Genomic DNA, 19,904 nt, shown 5'->3' with positions numbered 1-19,904 from the left:
TTAAGGCTGGTGGCAACAAAAGGATGTTCTTCTCCTAGTAGTTAGTTGCTTATACATCTCCAATGCTTTCAGTAACAAAGGTTTTGCTTTTGTGTATCGCCCTTGCAAGTAGTAGAGATTACCCAGATTGGTGAGACTGCTGGCAATATCAGGATGTAAAGACCCTAAGAGTTGTTTTCTCATCTCCAATACTTTCAGTGATAAAGGTTCTGCTTTTGTATATCGCCCTTGGTCAGAGTAGAGACTTGCCAGACTGTTGAGACTGGTGGCAACATCAGGATGTTCTTCTCCTAGCAGTTGTTTATATATCTCCAATGCTTTCAGTAGCAAAGGTTCTGCTTTTGTGTATCGCCCTTGGTTAGAGTAGAGACTTCCCAGATTGTAGAGACTGGCTGGAACACCAGTATGTTCAACCCCAAAAAGACTTCGAGCCATATCTAAGCATTGCTTACGCCAAGGTTCTTCTAGTTCATATAATCCCTGACCTTCATAAAATCTGCCAATGCTGACGAACAGCCACATGAAATCTTCATCCTCAATCCACTGTTGCATCTCAGTTGCCGTCTGAGCCAAGTGAGGAATAGACAAGCCTAGTTCTTCTATCTCTGCTTTTACTGGAGTATGAGGAACTTTTTTTGCTTCCACCACCATACCCCGACAAAACTGAGACCTCAACTCCTCTACTTTTTCCATCTTCTCCAACTTGTCTCGGAAATATCGACGTACCAATTGATGTAATTGATAAGTTTCCTCTGCCGTCTGTTGAATCAAGTTTAAATCTAACAAACTATCTTCCCTCACATCCTCCCAAGTGCTTATAAATTCTTCCTCCTGACTTTCACTTCGAGACAAACACTGTTCCACCAAACTCCAACGTATAGGAGCTAAGGCAAACATACTCAAGAAACAACCTAAATACCTCCCACTCTCATCCAACTCCCGCCAACTTAATTCCAAAGCAGCTTTCACTCCTCTTTCCGCCGTCATTTCTCCCCATGGTTTCTGTAGTGCAGGCAAATCTAAAGCTAGTTTCTCCAATTCCCGTATCATTCTTTCCAACTTCCACCCAGACCGTCTCTTGAGAAAACGTCCTACCAATTCTAATCCCAAAGGTAAATATTCTAACCACTGACAGAGTAGTTTTGCCTCCTCTCTTTGCTCCGCCACGCGAGACTCACCAATCAACGCCACCAACAACTCCAAGGCAGCACCCTCATCCAATACTTCCAAACGCAAATTTTCAAATGATTCTGACAACCAATATCTGCGGGAAGTAATTAGTAACTTGAAACGCTTTTCCTGTGGAGGTAAATAATCTGCAATTTCCTCATAATTATCTACATTATCTAAAATAATTAGCACATCTCCCGCAGGTTGCCAGTTTGACCAACAGTAGTCAAGCTGCTTTTCTAAACTCCAATCTTCAGCCGGAAATAGCCCTAGCTGAGTCTGGGCAAAATCTAATAACTGTTCTACAAAACTCCTTTCCCCAAAATTTATCCAACAAATGCCACCAGGATAAGTCAATTTCTCTCTAGACAAGAGAGCGTACTGGAGTGCCAATTCTGTTTTGCCAATTCCTGCCATCCCTGTTACTGTTGTTATGGAGACTCGCTCATTTTTCTGAAGTTGTTCATGTAATATTTTGAGGTCTCCATCTCTACCGACAAATTTGACTGCACCAGTGCGTAGTTTATTCAGGTTATTAGGAAAATTTGCTGGTTGCCCCTTCCTTGGTAGTCCTTTTGTTTTTGTACCTATATTAATATCACGAATATTAATATCGCGTACTTGAGAGTTATCAAAATCAAGACTAACTGCTGAGTTAAAGGGTGTGACAGGTAAGGAAGGGGGATTTACTTTTTTAATGTGATATTTTCTACTGTCATATCCCCTTTCAATTCCCAGTCTTCTCCTTTTATCCTTACTCCTGTAGCTCCTCCCTCAGAGATAACTTTTTGAATCTTGACATTAACTGCTTTGACACTCTTTATGTCTATACCTACAGCATCAAACTCTGCTTGTGGTACTTTTTCCAATGATTCTGTAAGAGCTTTTGTTCTCCCAAGCAGCTGATTAATAACAATCTCTATTTCCTTTGGGGTTCCTGGCAAAGCCTCAATAGCATCCCCTAAATCTTCTGCTAATAATTTTTGCCTTTCCTCACTTAGCCTTTTTTCCAATTGGTCTACTGGTTTTATTGGTCCAAACTTTTCCCCAATAAATTCTTTCAGGGAACGATACTTGACCACAATTTCTTCTCTAGCTACAGAGGAAGCAACTAATGCAGCACCGGATGCTAAAGCATGAATAACAATCGAACTGATATTTACTAAGTCCATTTAATTATTTTCAAGAGAATATATAGTGATTTAATTTTAACGCAACAAAAAGTCAAAAGTAAGATTTTAGAGCTTTGAAACCTAAATTGAGATTTCCAAAACTTCAACCAAAGTGATAATTTAAAACTAAATTTACAGATTCTCCAACCAACTCAATAAATCTGCCAGACTATTAAAATCAAAAAGTGCCTTAACTAAACTTTCTAGATTTTCACTAGACAAATTAGAAACCCGATCGCTAATATCTTTATCAACCTCTCCAAAACGTTGATTAACTAACAACATTACGACTTCAGCTTTGCCTTCTGCTCTACCTTCTTCTTTTGCATAATTTATTTTCCCTCTTTCATCTTGAAACATAATCGCTCGCCTATCAAATTCCTCTAATTCTTCCCTACTAAAATTAGCTTGATTGGCAATATTTAGAGCGCGTTCAATTTCTGGCACTTCCCCTAAAGGTTCTGGAATTATATCTAAACTAGCAGTTTCTTTTAAAAAGAAAATCCACTTATCAATTAAACTCTCTAATTCCTCTAATTTTTTCTGAAATTTTGGTAATTCCACAAATATCAATCTTAAATCATCCCCTATATAAGCAACATTTTTTGTCTCCTCTTTAAACACAAATCTATTGATGGCTTTCGGAAGTTCATCAAACATATTAAAATCAGTAATTGTCACAGCTATTACTGGATTTAGCAGAAAATAAAGTTCACCTTTTTCTAATTGATTAGCATAAGTTTTACACAAATTATAAGCTACCCGTTTGTTAAAGGCTTGCATCCGAGAAACTTGCATTTCAATAATGACTATTGATTTGTCAGATAATGTGGCTCGAATATCTAAATAAGTATCTTTTAAAGATTCTATTTTACTGGGATTATAGGGATTTTTAATTGTTAAGGATTGGATGATATTTTCACCATCATAAATAATGGCATTCAGAAAACTGATAAGTATTTGTTGAGATTGATTAGAGCCGAATATTTTTTTAAAGGCATAATCAATTTTAGGGCTGATAAATCTCATAATAGTTTAGCAATAAGTAGATTGATAAGAATATATAGTAATATTCTAACCAAAGATTTCAGGGAATAAAAATTATCTTAGAAAAGTAGGGACGTTGCATCTAACATCCCTACAGTAAAAACCGCAACAACCACCAAATTAATAGTCTGTAATTAACCTACCTTTCTTAAACTCTGTTCTTCGTAGACGATACCCAAATTATGAGAAATTATTTCCCAATAAATAGGATAACTTTCCTGAGTATAAACTTCTTGCGCTCTAACAAAACAAGCGATCGCTTCTTCCAAATTATCTTGTCTATTTCCCACCATCCGATCTAAATAAGCATTTCCCAAATTATTTTGAGTAGTTGCCCAGTCTAAAGGAAACTTTTCCTGAGTCCGTACTTTGAGAGCAAAATTATAACAAGCGATCGCCTCTTCAATATTTTCCTTTTTTTCTCCAGCAATACGTTCATGGAAAACACTACCCAGATTATTTTGAGTACTAGCCCACTCTTGAGACAACTTTTCTAAACTTCTAACAGTTAAAGCTTTCTGATAACAACTAATGGCATTCTCCAAATTTTCTTTTCTATTTCCCGCAATACTTTGTTGATAAGCATTTCCCAAATTATTTTGAGTAGTTGCCCATGCTTGAGGCAATGCAGAATTAGTCCGAACTTCAAGAGCTGCATAATAACAAGCGATCGCCACTTCTATATTTTCTTCTAGGTTTCCAATAGTACGTTTTTGGTAGCTACTGCCTAAATTATTTTGAATAGTTGCCCAGATTTTCGGAAATTGTTGACGGGGTAAAACTTTTAAAGCAATTTCATAACCTGCTATTGCTATTTCCACATTATTAGCTTGATTACCCAGAGTAAATTGTAGAATTAGGTTACTGAAATTAACAATATCTAGAGCAAAATTTTGTGCTAATTTTGGTTCCATTTTTGGCAGATTTACCCCTGCCCAAGTTTTGAGAACTCTTAGTAAATTTTCATTGAGCCGATCCTGATTATATTCTAATAATGAATAGGCAGCTTCAGGTTTTCCGTCATTATCTGAAATTACTTGTAATATATGCATCAGGAAAATTAGATATTTTTCCTCATCTACAGAAAGGGAAGCATCTTCTAAATTTATCTCTAACATTGTTGCCAAATTTTCCAACCATTGGGCGTTCAAATTACCTATTTTTTTCTTGATTTTCGCTATTTTTCTCATTACTTGAACTAATCCCCGATCTAGTAAATCTTGATTAGCTTGTAAAATTTTATTTTCATTACCAGCAGGGGAAACTAATAAGGATTGAATTAGACCGATATAACTAGGAATTTGTTGTTGATTCATGTTTTTTTCCTCAGAGTTTTTTTCCTAGACTCCATAACCTGTGTCTAAGATAGATATTTGTAATCTATTTGAAACTGATGCTTACCCTGATAAAAAACTTATAAATAAGAATTTGTAGTTAGTAGAAATATTAGATGGGAATTTTATAGAATTCCAGAGCTAATTAATACAGTAAATAAATGAATTTCTGCTACCTGTTATTTTGATTAGCGAAAAATTCAGGTATAAAGCCTCTCCATTCATGGATAAAAAAGAAAAAAATCCTTTTAGCCAATCCTCTTCTTTATAAGAAGAGGTAATTATTAATTGTTAATTATTAATTATTGAAGAGGGGAAGGGAACAGAAAGCCATTATTTGAGTTGACCCAACAGTTAGACCCATCCTAGCAATCTCTAGTTTAGGAATCTTGCGTTAACTAAGTTAATGCTAACTTTTGGAGATTAACTTATTCGATCGCCACCTCACTTTAGACAAAATCAGGCTTTCTTTTGATCGTATTTATAAATTAACTCTCAAATATTTTCAGTTTATGTTAACTCTTCCCTAATTTATCATAACTAATTGAGTGTTGTATATACCTATAATTAATCCTTAATATATATCCTTCATCCAGTGTCAGTATATTTCCGTAAAGGTTTTATCTTGAATTATAAAATTTCAGAAAATTTATTGGAGTTGGTAGTAGAGATAGCAACACAAGCAGGTAAAGTCCAAAAAAAAGTTAAAATCAAAAGTCAAAAATCAAAAGTCAAAAGTTTATTTTGTCTTTAAAGACCAAATAGTGATAGTCTGTTTCAAAATTATAATATTTAATTGTTAGGTAAGCATTCAGCCGTCAGCTAGCTTCCTACAGATGAACTACATTTTTCATGTTGACGACAGCCGTTTCGCTCCGCGACATGAAAAGCGTTTGCGGAGCATGACCTAGGAAAGTTTTGCGCCAGCAAAACGAAGTTGTGCGGTAGCAAAACAGCTATAAATTATTAACTTATTATCACACCGAAGGAGGAATTAGTTTCCAAAGAGTGAAATATGTTTGCGCAGCATTCCGCAGGAAAAAAATTTCATCAACTAATCTTAGTCCTTGCTTGATTATTTCAAAAGCTGAATACTTACGTTTCTAGATTCTATTAAAGTTCCTTGAGGCAACGTCGGAAAAATATCTATCCAATGAAAAAATTAATTATTCAAATACCTTGCTACAACGAAGAAGAATCTCTAGGAGTAACTCTAACTGCTTTGGCTCGACAACTACCAGGAGTAGATATTATTGAATGGCTAATAATTAATGATGGTAGTCAAGATCGAACAGTTGAAGTTGCCAAAGAATATGGAGTAGATTGCATTGTTAGTTTCCCCACAAACCAAGGTTTAGCCAAAGCATTTATGGCAGGTTTAGAAGCTAGTTTAAAAGCAGGAGCAGATTTTTAATTTTTTATAAATTATTTAGGGTTGCTATATAGCAATCCGCGCATAGGTTGCGGGTAATCAAAAAGTAAATAAAAAAACTGAAACTCTTACCAGTTAAGAGTTAAGAGTTAAGTTTTCCCTAAAAAGCAGTAAGATTTTTGACAGGAATAAAATAGGGTTGCTATATAAGACTTTCATTTTGATACTGCAAAAAAATAAATTGATAACTAACTGCTAATTTATATAAATTAGAGAAAAGTATAGCGTTTCTCAAGCTAATGAGGTACAGTTGTTTTTCTTCTTTTCTATTCCCTGTTTCCCGAATTGCTACTCCCTACTCCCTACTCCCTACTCCCTAAAAATTACTAATTTTGTACCTCACGCTTTTTGGGAATTGCTATATTAACAAGAAAATCAATCAAACTATAGATATGAAAAATCCTCAGTCACCCATAACTAATCAAACTGATTTATCAGATATAGAATCTCATTCATCCTCCAGCAAAAATGACATAGCTAATACCGAAAAAAATCAGATGAGATACTTATTTGCTCAAGAAGCATTAGCTCAAATACCAAAAATTTTGACATTACTAGACCGCAATTTACATAGCCCAACCTACGGGTGTTTTGACCGCAATTTTTGGCATTATAAAATTATAGATTTTCCAAGTGGTATGGCTCAAGAATTTGTCTTGCCTTTAGCTCTAGCTTATAGTTTAGAAATTCCTAATAATCCATATTATCTTCAGGAAATGATACATGAATGGGTAGAAGCCGGAATTTTATATGCTGCTCATACTGCTCATACTGACGGTTCTTGTGATGATTATTTCCCATTTGAACGAGCTAGTGGAGCAACAGCTTTTTCTTTATTAGCTAGTATTGAAAGTTATCAAATATTAGGATTAAATAACTACGAAATTCTCAGTTTTTTTGAGAAACGAGCAGATTGGTTAGTTCATCATTATGAAAGTGGCAAATTGGCTAACCATGAAGCATTAATTGTTTTGTGTTTGGAATTACTAAGTAGATTATTAGAAACTTCTAAATGGGATACAGCAAAAGCAGCCCGTCTTGAAAGATTATTAAGTTGGCAGAGTCAGGAAGGATGGTTTACAGAATATTCCGGTTTTGATCCTGGTTATCATACTCTCACAATATCTTGTTTAGCCAGAATTTATGAATTAAACAAGAGTGAAAAATTAAAAGATATTATTACTAAAGCAGTCGAATTAGCTGCCCAATTTATTCATCCTGATGGTTCTTTTGGTGGAGAATATGCTAGTCGCAATACCTATAACTTTTTTCCTCACGGATTTGAATTAGTCGGTAAATGGTTGCCTGGTGCTTTGTCGATTAACGACCAATTTTTAATAGGTTTAAAAAATGGTTTAGCTCCTTGTTATGCTGACGATCATATTATTGGTCATCATACCTGGAATTATTTGTTGGCATGGCGAGATTTTATTACTGAAAGACCTGTTGATATGAATCGTGATGTTGCTAGTATTTGGTTAAAAGAAGCTCAAATTTTGATTAAACGACGACCAGGAACAGAATTATATGTGAGTCTGAATAAAGGTGGTGTTTTTAAGTTATTTCGTGACCAAAAATTAGTGGCTTCTGATACTCATTTATCACTACAAGTTAGAAAAGGTAAAAAAATTCTTAATGCAGTTAGTCATTTGAACGGTGATTATGATGTGAAAATATTTCAGGATGAAATAGTTATTTCTGCTAATATGGGTTGGGCAAAACAAACTCAAATGTCACCTCTTAAGTTAATAATTCTCAGGTTAGTAATGTTAACTTTTGGGCGTTTTTTCCCAAATTTAATTAGAAAAATATTACAAAAAATTCTGATTACTGGTAAACAAGATGCACCTTTTTATTTCATGCGTTATTTTAAATATGAAGATGGAAGTTGGCATATTACAGATGAACTTTTTGCTAAGTCTTGGTTGAATGTAATTAATGCAGGTATTGGTTGTGACCAAACCTCTATTTATGTTGTAATGAGTCGCACTTTTCAAATTAATCAATTACAGCCTTGGGATGATTTAACAAAAGAGATTAAAAAACTTTCTCCCGGTCAACCTTTGAGAATTGAACGTAAATTTTGACTTATTATAGCTTAAGCATTCAGCTATTAGCTATCAGCTATAGCAATCTTAAATGATTTGTGAAAAAACACTGTAGGTGTTTGGTTTCCAAACCAAAGTAAAAAAGGGTTTTGGTTTCCAAAACCCTATAATAAAATACTACAACTTATTACTAAATGGGGTAAATATAGCGAAGTTGTCATAGAGGGAAATTTAGATATTATTGCAGTTTTCAGTGGTTGGGAGTGTGTAGCGCACTTGGTACGCAAAAGCTAGTAAAACAACTAGCAGATATGCTTTTTAGCCATTCACATAAATTCACTTAAATTTTAATATTGTGCCATATTTCATTGGATGTGATTATGAAGATATCGGTTTCTGAGATGCTTACAGAGTAAAACTTTCATTCCTAGATTGCCCCTGGTGACAGCTTCGCTATATTTGACCCTATTACCTATCGCCCTTATTGCGCTTGATACGGCAGAGATGAATGGTGCAGATTGATTTTCAGCTCGCCATTTTCATCGCGAACATAACCAAAAGTGTATTCTACCTTGATCTCGCTACCGTCTGTTTTGGTGAAAAAATACTCACCCATTGAGGTGGCTGTATTGCACTGGGTAATAATTCCTTCATTCTCAAAGCGCACATTGTTATAGGGGGCAAGAGCAAAACCTTTATCTTCCCTGATGCTGCCGCCGACAAAATAAGACAAAGCCTCTTTCTCCGTGCCTCTGAACGGATCATCGCTGGCCAGTGTTGGTTTGAACAAAACCGTACCAAGATCATAAGCATAAAGCCTGTCAAGAGTACTTTGTGCTTCTGCTTCTGGGTTTTCTGCCTTGCCAATGGCGACAATGGCTTTGCCCCAGCTTTGCTGTGCAGCTAGAACATCGTTTTCTGTGACAGGATTTTCGCATGGCGCAGCCTGTACTGTTGGCGTAGATTGAGGGTTAGTGCAACCAGCCATTGTGATTACTGTGGATACAATTAAAAGTACAAAGAAATATGGTTTCATGGTCATCTTTTTCTTTTATAGGACTAGTGGTTTGTCAATTTTCAAATGATGGGTCTAGACAAGGCAAGGAAGACAAGGGAGGAAAATAGACAAGGGAGAAAATTTAATAGCTTATCCCTCAAATCAATCTTGACAGACCACTCGGCGGAAATAGGTTAACTTATTTCCGCCTACAAGGAGTATAGACTATTTTCTTGAGAAAGTTGCTGAAATTGTTCATCATTTCTGGATAATTAGTTAAGGAAATGTAACTTATACTAGGGGTTTAGTTACCGAAAAATTGAGATCTAAAGCCTCTCCATTCATGGATAAAAGAAAAAAAATTCCTTTGAGTCAATCTTTCTATTACAGAAGAGGTAATTATTAATTGTTAGACATCTCCGATAATTAATAATTAAATCAATTATCGTCCATAAATCATTAATTATTTCCCCCTACTCCCATACGGGCGATTCGCGAATCGCCCCTACTCCCTACTCCCTCTTTTCCGGAGAGGTCTATTAATTATTGAAAACCTCTTCCTGAATGTTTACCCTTTTTTAATTTATTAGATAAACTTTTCCCTGGTCTAAATCATAATAACCACCCACAACTTTTAGTTTATTTTCTTGCACTAACTGGCTAATTACTGGAGAAGAATTTATGATTTTTATTTATTGAAATACATTAGCTTTCACAGTATTTTCTACAGGGTTTCCAGGTTGACCTTTAGCAGCTTCTACAGCAGGTTTAATTGTAGCAATTATACTACCAATCTGACCAGGAACAGGTTTTCCAGCCATTGCTGCTTTGACTGCTCCACAATTTTCATGTCCTAATACCATTAATACTTTTGAACCTAACACCAAAGTACCAAATTCTATACTACTAATTTCTTCAGGAGTAGCAATATTTCCAGCTTCTCTAACAACAAATAAATCTCCTAAACCCCTATCAAAAATTATCTCAACAGGTACACGAGAATCTGCGCAAGAAACAATACTAGCAAAGGGATTTTGACCAGAAGCAACTTCTGTTAATCGGGCAAAACTTACATTAGGATTTGTACGTTTATTTTCAACAAATCTTTTATTTCCTGCCATTAATATTTCCAAAATTTCATCTGGAGACATTTCTGGAGAAACTTTAATTTGGGCAGGTGTTGTTGATGTTGCTTCTGGTTGCCGAACATTTTCTTTTTGACAGCTAACAGCTAAAGTCGTTACTCCTGTTCCTAGAGCAAATTTGCCATAATTTAGTATTTTTCTGCGGGAAATTTGACTACTAAACTTTTTTGCATTTGTATTCATTAGAGTTTTTCTTGATAATTTGATTTTCATTTTTGCCGCCTACATTATAGCGTTTCTGAAATTACTAGACATCTCCAGAAAAGAGGGAATAGGGAATAGGGAATAAAGGAAAATAATTGATTGGATTTTTTATTATTGAAGATATCTACTAAAGTACAGTTATTTTTCTTCTTTTCTATTCCTTGTTTCCCAAATTACTATTCCCTACTCCTTATCCTTTACTTCTAGTATTTGGATAATATTGAGACTCGAGACTTACACAGAATCACCATATGTAGTAGGGGTGGCCGTTAATCCCTACTACATTACCGCCAAAGATTAACTAAATATTGACGCACATCAAAAAAATCATCCCAAGATATATAAGACTTTTGCCTTTCATCTAAATACTTAGCTAGGCGATCGCGTGCAAATACCAAGGACGCTTCTAAACCCATATTCAAATCTGTTACTGAATCTCCTATTGCTATTTTTTCACTAGCATCATATAAATTCATCACCTGTACTTTTGCCATTAACTCTGTCTCTCCTTCAAAGTCAGAATGTACCTGCAAAAAATTACCTCCATTACTGACATCCACAGCGTAAATAGCTTCTACCCTATTTACCAATTCTCCCAATACCGTCTCCACCATAATTCTAATTCCACCAGAAACCACGACAAACTTTACTCCCTCAGCGTCAAGAAAATCTAATAATTCCACTAACCCCGGTCGTATTTGCTTTGTCTTGGAAAATTCAATTATTTCCGAATAACGTTGTGAAGGTATAGCTTCCAACATTTGGCGCACACCTTCCCGTAGACTTATCCGCAATTGATAAATTTCTGGCATAACTTGAGCTGAAACTTCTGGCGCAAAATACTTCAACATTGCCACAAAAGTTTCCTCGGCAGTAATAGTACCGTCAAAGTCACAGAAAACAACTGGTTTTGATTTATCGAACATTTTTATCATTTTATATTAAATACGTTTAATTCGGTATAAAAAAAATTTTCCAGTGACCTAATTGCCAATTTTTTTACAATTCTCTTACCGAAAAAATAAGGTTTAAAGCCTCTCCTTTTAAGGAGAAAAAAAGAAAAAAAATCCTTTTAACTAATCCTCTTATTTTTAAGAAGAGGTAATTATTAATTATTAATTGTTAATTATTAATTATTGAACTCCTAATACTAATTACAAAAATACATCTCCAATCATAAAAAATAAAATTAATTATTGTAGAGCAATTATCAGTTATTTGCCTTCTCCACTCCCTACTCATCTTTGATGGAGATGTCTAAAAGTAATGCTATACTTAGGTGAGACTTCAATTATTAAGTAATTAACACTAGCCCAATAACCTTTTTGATAATTATTAGCGACCTAATATGTTAATTATTCTTATGTTTACCGAAAAATAAGGGTTTAAAGCCTCTCCTTTAAAGGAGAAAAAGCGGTCGTTTGCGGAGCAGTCAGTAGGATGGGATGGCGAGGTTTCCTCACCATATCCAATCTACTCTTGAAAAGAAAAAAATTTCCCTTTTAATCAATCCTATCCGTTTTCAAGAAGAGGTAATTATTAATTATTAATTGTTAATTATTAATTATTTAATTCTCCGCCTACTCCTACTTTACAAGGGTATGTTTTTTATTATAAAAGTGGGTAATATTTGGTAGAGTTGGGGAAAGTAGACAAGGAAGCACAAACGCCTCCAAATTAAAACTTATAGAAATTTAGTTATCTATTACACAAGAACTTAATCTAGCAATGACAATTGCTTTTTTCTGGTTTGTCTTCCTTAGACCTCTTGCAAAAAAACTTTGTGGTATAATAAAAAGCTATTTTTTTGTCTAAATTTACCTGACAAGAACCCCGGAATTCCTCATTTTTTTGAATAATTAAATTCGAGGGCGATCGCCAATCTGATATAGAACCCGGTTCAACAATTAATAATTAATTATTAATTATTACCTGTCCTTGAAAACAGATAGGATTGACTCAAAGGAAAATTTTTTCTTCTGAAGGGGAGATTGGATATGGCGTACTTCGGAGCGGCTCTGAAAGAGAGGGATAGCGCGAGGTCTCCCTCTACCGCTTGTTTCTCCTTGAAAGGAGAGGCTTTAAACCTTAATTATTCGGTAATTATAGCGCTACGCAAATACGCTCTTGATATTCTTCTGTTTCCTGTTCTCTATTCCCTGTTCCCTTATCATCCAAATTTATTGTCAAACACCAAAAGACGTAGTGTTATAGTTATCGTATTGTCGAGGAGTCAGAATTGAGAATTCAAAATTCAAAATTCTGGATAAAGAAAGAATTTGAATAAAATGAATTTTTAAATTCGTATTCAATGGAACATCTGTATTAAGAGGAAGTAATGGATATGATTACTCTATAACCAGATTTTATATGATAGTTGGTTGTAGGCAAGTAAAAAAAATGGATAAATTTTTATTATATCATGAAAAACTTTTGTAATAAATCTTTTGTCTTCCTTGTCTATTCACAACCAGAAAGTAAAAAACCCACCCTTGTGAACCAATCCCCTACTGCCTCACTTCTGACTCCAAACCCAAAGCCTGAAAAAACGCCTTTATCCCTGCCTCTCTACCATCAGGATAATCCATAATTCCTGTACCAGCCATCAAAATTACATCCTGACCATAATCTTTCAAAACTTGAGGTACTACACTTGGTTTAATACCAGCAGCAGGAACAGGAAACACATCTCGACTTCGGAGAATATCCCGAATTTTTCCTTCCTCAGTAGGGTCAAAACCTAGACTGCCATAACTAGCAGGATACAAAACTGCATCCGCACCAGCATGAGCCATCAAAGTTCCCAATACTACCGGATAAGCAATACCATAGTCAGGAGCAGCACATATTGCCCCTGCCAAAGCTGGATGAGCAAAAATCGGAACATTAATTTCTGGGTCAGCAGCCAAACTTTCTAATACAGAAAAACCATAAGATAAAACATTCAGTAAAAGTGCATTTGCACCTTCACGCACTAATAATTTTGCCGTGTCCAGTGGATTAGAACATTTCCCCAATTTACTCGTAACATTAATAGCATATAATACCGTCCGACCCGTTTTTTCCTTAACTTCCTCCAGCACTTGGCGACAAACATGAAGACGAATGAGGGTGGGAGCTTCCTCAAGATTTCCCATAATTTCATCATCCTTAATAATATCCAGACCAGCATTAGCTACTTCTCTTAAAATAGAAGCATAGTCTTTGGTCGATAACCCTAACGCTGGTTTAAAAATTCCCATCAGTGGCGGGCGAACACCTACTCCCAAAATTTCCCGAATACCCTTAATCCCAAATTTTGGACGCAACCCATAATTTTCTGGCAGACGCACTGCTGCTACTTTGGCAGTACCCGCCATCGAATATTTACCAAAAATCATGGTTAAAAGACTGGGAATATCCCCTTCCACATTTGCTTCTGGAAAAGCAACAGTTACTATGCTATCCCCTTCTGGGTTAGTCACACCCTTGACAACTTTCCCTAAATGTGAATGCAAAAACTTTTCTCTATGGGCAAAATTTGTACCCCAAGTACCTGCGGTTTGACCCACTGCAATAATTTGGCCTTGCTTTTCAGCATCTACCTCTGGAGGGAAAATATAGTCAACCTCAATAGTCATAAATTCCTCAGCTAAACTTCCATTAATAATTTATAGCACTACACAAATAGGGCGCAGACATTTATCTCAATGTTGGTTGAAGACCCGCGCTCTCCCGTTGGCGGAGCCTAGCGGCAGCTATTAGGAGAGCCTCGGGATGAAAACCAATCAATCTTGCGGTTTTTACAATAGGATGCTATTGTTAATAGAATTAGGCTACTAGGCTAGTAGTGTCAGTCTCTGGAGCGACCGTAAGACCAGAAAGAGGTTCGGCCTTGGAAGCTGGTGCTATGTTAGCGCAGCTCCTCTGCAAGAGGCAGCAGAAAGCCCCTATCAGTGATGTTAGGGAATCCCGCGATTTCCTTGTAAGCCCAACGGGAGGATGTCAAAAATGCTCTCTCCTCACTCAGAGATTACTTCTAATATCATGCACCCCCTCCAGGGGAGCTACGAATTGCGGATAATCAGTTATAAAAAGTGTTAGTTTGTAGTTGGGCTTTAGCCTGCTAAATATGTATCTGGGGCTAGAGCAAAACTACAAGCCTAATTGTAAGTATTCAAGCGAACATGATATAAGTAGGTAGGTGAAAAAATTTACAAGTACGTCCGCAGCGACTGAAGCGGAGCGGAAGGAAGCAATATCAAGGAAGGAAGCAATATCAAGGGTTTCAACTGCTTTAACATTTCGTTACATAGTGATGTTTATTCGTGCCTACCTACTTAACTTCTAATATTATGTCCGGTTGAATACCTATAAATAATAGGACTTACGCAGAGACCATGTATGTAGTGTTAAAAACTATAGCGCTACAGTTTTTGCACTCTATATATATTACCCCTGCGTAAGTCCTGAATAATAAATAAATGATGATAGGGAACAGAAAATTTTTTCATCACTAATTATCCGGACATGATATAACTTCTGACTTCTGACTTCTGACTTCTAATAATTTACCATTGGTATTAGGGGATTTGGTCTCTCAATATAAAACCCTTGACCATAGTCAATACCTAAATCAATGACTTTGCTGAAAATAGACTCGGTTTCTACATATTCAGCAATGACAATTAAACCCATTGTCTTACCAATATGATGAATACCCTCTACTATTCCTTGAGAAACGGAATCTTCTTCCATCTTCTTAATAAACATCCCATCAATTTTCAGGTAATCTACTGGCAAATTTGTCAGATAAGAAAAAGAAGACATTCCTTTGCCAAAATCATCTAATGCGAAACTACAACCTAGTTGTTTAAGAGACTGAATAAACTGGGCTGCCTTTTCTAAATTAGTAATAGCTACAGTCTCAGTAATCTCAAAACAAATTTGTTGGGGAGGCACTTGATAAAAAGCAAATTGATGTTCGATAAATTCTAGAAAATAACAATCATTAATACTAGCTCCAGAAAGATTAACTGTAAAAATCTGGTCTTTGTATAATAGAGAAATTTCACGCAAAGACAGATAAGCTAATAGAGTTTTAACTACCCAACGGTCAATTCTAGGCATTAAATGATAACGCTCTGCTACTGAGAGAAAAGTAGTTGGTGCAATTATTTTCCCATAACCATCCCAAAATCTCAGGAGAATTTCATACAGCTTTGTTTGCACACCCTCATGCAGTGGTAATATTGCCTGAGAATACAAACAAAAACGATTTTCTCCCAAAGCATTTCGCAGTTGTGTAGCTAAATTAATTTCTTGTTTTTGCTTCTCCAAATTTTGCCTAGATGAATCATAAATCTCAACACAATTCCTGCCAGAAGTTTTAGCATTGTAGAGAGCCATATCTGCCGCTTGAATCAATATCTCCGGATTAGATTGATTAGAGCAGTTGCTATCTGCTACTCCTAAACTACTTGTCACCCATTTACTTACTGCTGAACCTTGATGGGGAATTTTTAAACCTTCTATTTCTGTTCTAATATTTTCTGCAACTTGAAGTGCTCCTTCTATAGGAGTATTTGGCAAGACAACCGCAAATTCTTCCCCCCCGTATCTAGCAACAAAATCTCCTGGTCGTTTCACTACAGGACTAATAGTCTGAGCCACCTGTTGCAAACATTTATCTCCCTCCTGATGACCATAAGTATCGTTGTAGGCTTTAAAATAATCTACATCTACCATAATAATTGATATTGAAGTTTTCTCCCGTGCTAACCTTTTCCACTCTTGTTGTAGTTTTTCTTCAAAGTGACGACGATTATAAATTCCTGTCAAACCGTCAATATAAGCTATTTTTTTTAATTCTTGATTTAGTTGTTCTAAACGATGATAAAGTTGAGCTTGTTGAATAGCAATTCCTGTCTGAGTTGCCAAGCGCCTTAATAAATCTGTTTCTGATAGGAGCCACTCCCTTTTTTCCCTACAATGATGAGCAATTAATAATCCCCACACAACAATTTCTGATACTTCTTTCTCTCCTTCTTTTTGACTAATCAAGATTGGCAATACCATATTTGCTTTCACTTGAAATATTCTAAGTAAATCTCGATGACAGTTTGTTATCTCTGGGCTTTCGATATCCTCTATGATACTAATATAACCTTGTTTAAATTGTTCTAGAACATTGTCATTAGGAAAACATGGGTCGGTAATAATGTTACCTAAAATGGGGGTGTAACCTTCTGTTACAGATTCCTTTTCAACAATGCCACTTGGACCTGGCAGAAAACGATAAATAATTACTCGATCACACTGTAATAAATCCCTGACAGAATCTACTGTTGTCTTTAAAATTTCCTCTAAATTTAAAGATTGATTAATCCTGTCTAGAATTAGACCCAATAAATACTCTTTTTGCCTAAGATTCTGAAGTTCTAATTCAGCTTCTTTGCGCTCTGTAATATCTAGCATTGTGCCGAATATAACTATAGCTTCCGAGTTATTATCGACAATTACAGTAGACTGAGTAGAAATATATCTAAATCTACCGTCAGGTCGAATAATTTTATATTCTGATTCACGACCTTGTTTTTTTTCTAATATTAAAGGCAGATTTTGCTTCAATAATTCTTGGCTTTCAGGAACCAACATTTTCAGCAATTCTGAATAAGTTGGTTGCGATTGATTGGGATTAAGACCAAAAATCCGAAATGCTTCATCCGACAAAGTTATTTTTTGTGTAGCTATTTCGTATTCCCAGTTACCTAAATGGGCAATTTTTTGTGCTTCTTGTAATTTAGCTTGGCTTTCTTTGAGAGCTTTTAAACTTTGATTTCTGTCAATTGCATAACGAATTACCCGCTCTAATGTATATGCTTTAATTTCTGACTTATGTAGATAATCTGCAGCGCCTAAGAGACTGTTTGTAAAGGAAATATAAAAAGGATATAGGGAACAGGGAACAGGGAACAGGGAATAGGGAATAGGTATGGAGGGAGGAAGAAATCAAGACAACTATTTGTAAGTTAAAAATCTGGGAATATATGTACCTTTAAACCTCTGGTATCTAGGAAATTTCAATCTCTTGAAGTACTACCGCTTTTAGATTTTAGTCATTATTTGCTCTGTTAAGACTTATTTTACAAACAGTCTCTAAATTTATAGCATTCACATCTAATTCTCTATCATCTCGATCTGTAAGCAATATAATTGGTATTTGGCAACCCTGAATAATTGCCGTTTGCAGTAGTTCTAACCCGTTTTTTTCTCCTAACCAATAGTCAACTAAACAAACATCATGCTGACTTTTTTCTATTGCTGCTAATCCTGCTCTATAAGTATTTTCCCAATCTACAAATATTTTTGGTTTTCCCTGGTCTGATAATAAATCATTAATGAGAATATAATCATCTTCATTATCTTCTATTAAAAGCACCTTAATAATTTCTTGATTCATTGGATATAATATTTTTTTTGACAAAATTTTTTACTACAAAAACTTAATAAATATTTATAGCAATTCCCATACTAGTGAGGTACAAAATTTTAGGTTTGAGGGAACAGGGAACACTTAACTGGGAACAGAAAAGAAGAAAAAAAACTGTACTTCATAACTTTGGGAATTGCTATATTTTTTTTCTGTATTTCAGTAATACCATTTTAATCAAATAATTTGACCAAGCTAGCCTCAGCGATCAAAAAACCTTATTTCAATTTCTCTTTGACTAAATATAGTAGCTCATGGGTTGTCTCCAAGAAATGCGGGAGTAGCTGCCAATAGACAAAAAATAAGACTTCTTGCAAAAGTATTTCGTGGTACAATTAAAGGCTATTTATTTTGGGAGTAACCACTACAGTAAGCGCGATCGCCACCTAAAAAAGTGATGGGACAGCACTCCTTACTCCTTTCGCTCTGACTGCCAAGTAGAAAAAGTTAATTAAGTTTTCAAGGAAAAATTATTTTCTAATTATTAAAGACAATTGTTTAGCAAATCAAATTAATTTAATCGTGAAATATTTGCCAGCCAAAAAGTTATCATAAACAGAATTTAAGCGTTTGACAGGGGTAAAAAAAACTTTTAGAGTAATGGTTCGTACTGTCAAAACTCAAGAAAAAGAAAAAAAGAAATCAGGACAAAAGCCCAAATTAATAGTTGAAGACCAAATTTTAATGACTCTTAAATATTTGAGAGAATATAGAACTTATTATCATATTGGATTGGACTGGAAAATGTCTGAATCTAATGTCTGTCGTATTGTTCATAAAATTGAAAATATCTTAATTAAATATCGTCAATTTCAACTGCCGGGAAAAAAAGAATTATGGAAAACTTATGCTGAAGAAGAACTGGTAGTGATGGATGTCATGGAAAGTAAAATTGAAAGACCATTAAAACGGCAAAAACAGTTTTACAGTGGAAAACAAAGATAAAATACACTAAAAACACAATTAGTAATTCAACAAAAAAATGAAAAAATCTTATGTTTAGTCAATGGAAAAGGTATAACTGATAATTTTAAAAAATTTTAAAAAAAAATAGTGCAGTTAAATTTGGGAATTTAATTAAAGTTATCGCAGATAAAGGTTATCAAGGAATAGGTAAAATTCATCAATTAAGTCAAACACTACTCAAGAAAAAGAAAGGGAAAAAGTTAACTTTCATAAGAGAAAAAATATAATTGGCAACTGAGTCAATTAAGAATTATAGTAGAACATATTAATAGACGACTAAAAATCTTTAAAATTCTCTCTTATCCTTACTGAATAATTAAGGTTTAAAGCCTCTCCTTTAAAGGAGAAACAAGCGGTCATTAGCGTTTCGGCTGTCGCCGACATGAAAAGCCTTAGCGAAGGTCCTCTGTTAGCGCAGCTCCTCCGTTTGCGTTAGCGTTAGCGAAGGTCCTCTGTTAGCGCAGCTCCTCCGGAGGAGGCAAGAGGCAGCTCCTCTGTTAGCGCAGCTCCTCCGGAGGAGGCAAGAGGCAGCATTCTGCAGGAAAGGAGGCAAGAGGCAGCATGACCTAGGATGGGATGGCGAGGTTTCCTCACTGGCCTCCAATCGACCAAGAGAGCGGTCGTTTCGGCTGTCGCCGACATGAAAAGCGTAGCTTTCCGTAGGATGGGATGGCGAGGTCTCCTCGCCATATCCAATCTCCCCTTGAGAAGAAAAAATTTTTACGCTCCGCGTCAATCCAATCCGTTTTAGGGAGAGGTAATTATACATTATCCATTATCCATTAATGAACGAAATCTTGGTCAAAGATTTGGACTAAGAGCGAACTTAATAGCTCGTCTTTATAATTATGATTTAGCTAATTAACTTTGAAGTTGAATTTATTAAATCTCTAGTTAAATTGAGCTTTTAATTATTAG

General features: G+C 35.4%; 12 protein-coding genes and 3 pseudogenes. 5 read left to right on the top strand and 10 right to left on the bottom strand.

Annotated elements, in window-relative coordinates:
• The 4 genes from ACP6PM_RS12865 to ACP6PM_RS12850 all read right to left on the bottom strand — a co-directional run bounded on the left by ACP6PM_RS12865 (position 1) and on the right by ACP6PM_RS12850 (position 4,705).
• Positions 1 to 1,605, bottom strand: coding sequence for a tetratricopeptide repeat protein (locus tag ACP6PM_RS12865; protein ID WP_426585176.1), 1,605 nt, complete (start codon positions 1,603 to 1,605; stop codon positions 1 to 3).
• Positions 1,606 to 1,856: 251 nt separating this feature from the next.
• Complete coding sequence (locus ACP6PM_RS12860; RefSeq protein WP_426585156.1) at positions 1,857 to 2,342, bottom strand: hypothetical protein; 486 nt, start codon at positions 2,340 to 2,342, stop codon at positions 1,857 to 1,859.
• Between the two features lie 132 nt (positions 2,343 to 2,474).
• Positions 2,475 to 3,371, bottom strand: a complete 897-nt coding sequence (locus tag ACP6PM_RS12855; RefSeq protein ID WP_426585154.1) for an Rpn family recombination-promoting nuclease/putative transposase — start codon at positions 3,369 to 3,371, stop codon at positions 2,475 to 2,477.
• Between the two features lie 152 nt (positions 3,372 to 3,523).
• A complete protein-coding gene (locus ACP6PM_RS12850) occupies positions 3,524 to 4,705 on the bottom strand; it encodes a tetratricopeptide repeat protein (protein WP_426585152.1) in 1,182 nt (393 codons plus the stop codon).
• 613 nt (positions 4,706 to 5,318) lie between these two features.
• On the opposite strand from ACP6PM_RS12850, the gene ACP6PM_RS12845 reads away from it, so the two are divergent.
• The 3 genes and pseudogenes from ACP6PM_RS12845 to ACP6PM_RS12835 all read left to right on the top strand — a co-directional run bounded on the left by ACP6PM_RS12845 (position 5,319) and on the right by ACP6PM_RS12835 (position 8,242).
• Complete coding sequence (locus ACP6PM_RS12845) at positions 5,319 to 5,477, top strand: hypothetical protein (RefSeq protein ID WP_426585150.1); 159 nt, start codon at positions 5,319 to 5,321, stop codon at positions 5,475 to 5,477.
• Positions 5,478 to 5,876: 399 nt separating this feature from the next.
• Positions 5,877 to 6,131 (top strand): annotated as a pseudogene (locus ACP6PM_RS12840) (glycosyltransferase); the annotation flags it as partial.
• 521 nt (positions 6,132 to 6,652) lie between these two features.
• Positions 6,653 to 8,242 (top strand): hypothetical protein, encoded by a 1,590-nt coding sequence (locus ACP6PM_RS12835; RefSeq protein WP_426585174.1) that lies wholly within the window; start codon positions 6,653 to 6,655, stop codon positions 8,240 to 8,242.
• 442 nt (positions 8,243 to 8,684) lie between these two features.
• Here the strand turns inward: ACP6PM_RS12835 and ACP6PM_RS12830 are convergent, their stop codons facing one another.
• The 6 genes from ACP6PM_RS12830 to ACP6PM_RS12805 all read right to left on the bottom strand — a co-directional run bounded on the left by ACP6PM_RS12830 (position 8,685) and on the right by ACP6PM_RS12805 (position 17,990).
• Positions 8,685 to 9,245, bottom strand: a complete 561-nt coding sequence (locus tag ACP6PM_RS12830; protein ID WP_426585148.1) for a hypothetical protein — start codon at positions 9,243 to 9,245, stop codon at positions 8,685 to 8,687.
• A gap of 647 nt (positions 9,246 to 9,892) precedes the next feature.
• Complete coding sequence (locus tag ACP6PM_RS12825; RefSeq protein WP_426585146.1) at positions 9,893 to 10,528, bottom strand: carbonic anhydrase; 636 nt, start codon at positions 10,526 to 10,528, stop codon at positions 9,893 to 9,895.
• Positions 10,529 to 10,833: 305 nt separating this feature from the next.
• Positions 10,834 to 11,475, bottom strand: a complete 642-nt coding sequence (locus ACP6PM_RS12820) for an HAD-IB family phosphatase (protein ID WP_426585144.1) — start codon at positions 11,473 to 11,475, stop codon at positions 10,834 to 10,836.
• A gap of 1,581 nt (positions 11,476 to 13,056) precedes the next feature.
• Complete coding sequence (locus tag ACP6PM_RS12815; RefSeq protein ID WP_426585142.1) at positions 13,057 to 14,169, bottom strand: RuBisCO large subunit C-terminal-like domain-containing protein; 1,113 nt, start codon at positions 14,167 to 14,169, stop codon at positions 13,057 to 13,059.
• Positions 14,170 to 15,091: 922 nt separating this feature from the next.
• Complete coding sequence (locus tag ACP6PM_RS12810; RefSeq protein WP_426585140.1) at positions 15,092 to 17,260, bottom strand: EAL domain-containing protein; 2,169 nt, start codon at positions 17,258 to 17,260, stop codon at positions 15,092 to 15,094.
• Positions 17,261 to 17,642: 382 nt separating this feature from the next.
• Positions 17,643 to 17,990 (bottom strand): response regulator, encoded by a 348-nt coding sequence (locus ACP6PM_RS12805; protein ID WP_426585138.1) that lies wholly within the window; start codon positions 17,988 to 17,990, stop codon positions 17,643 to 17,645.
• A 600-nt stretch (positions 17,991 to 18,590) separates the two neighbouring features.
• Between ACP6PM_RS12805 and ACP6PM_RS12800 the strand changes: the two are divergent.
• Positions 18,591 to 19,295 (top strand): annotated as a pseudogene (locus ACP6PM_RS12800) (transposase family protein); the annotation flags it as partial.
• A 466-nt stretch (positions 19,296 to 19,761) separates the two neighbouring features.
• Positions 19,762 to 19,851, top strand: a pseudogene (locus tag ACP6PM_RS12795) (IS5/IS1182 family transposase); the annotation flags it as partial.
• Between the last annotated feature and the right edge of the window lie 53 nt (positions 19,852 to 19,904).

Source organism: Dapis brunnea BLCC-M229, assembly GCF_050015995.1.
Lineage (GTDB): Bacteria > Cyanobacteriota > Cyanobacteriia > Cyanobacteriales > Microcoleaceae > Trichodesmium.
Note: the sequence above shows the minus strand (reverse complement) of the source record. Positions and strands in the feature narration are given on the sequence as shown.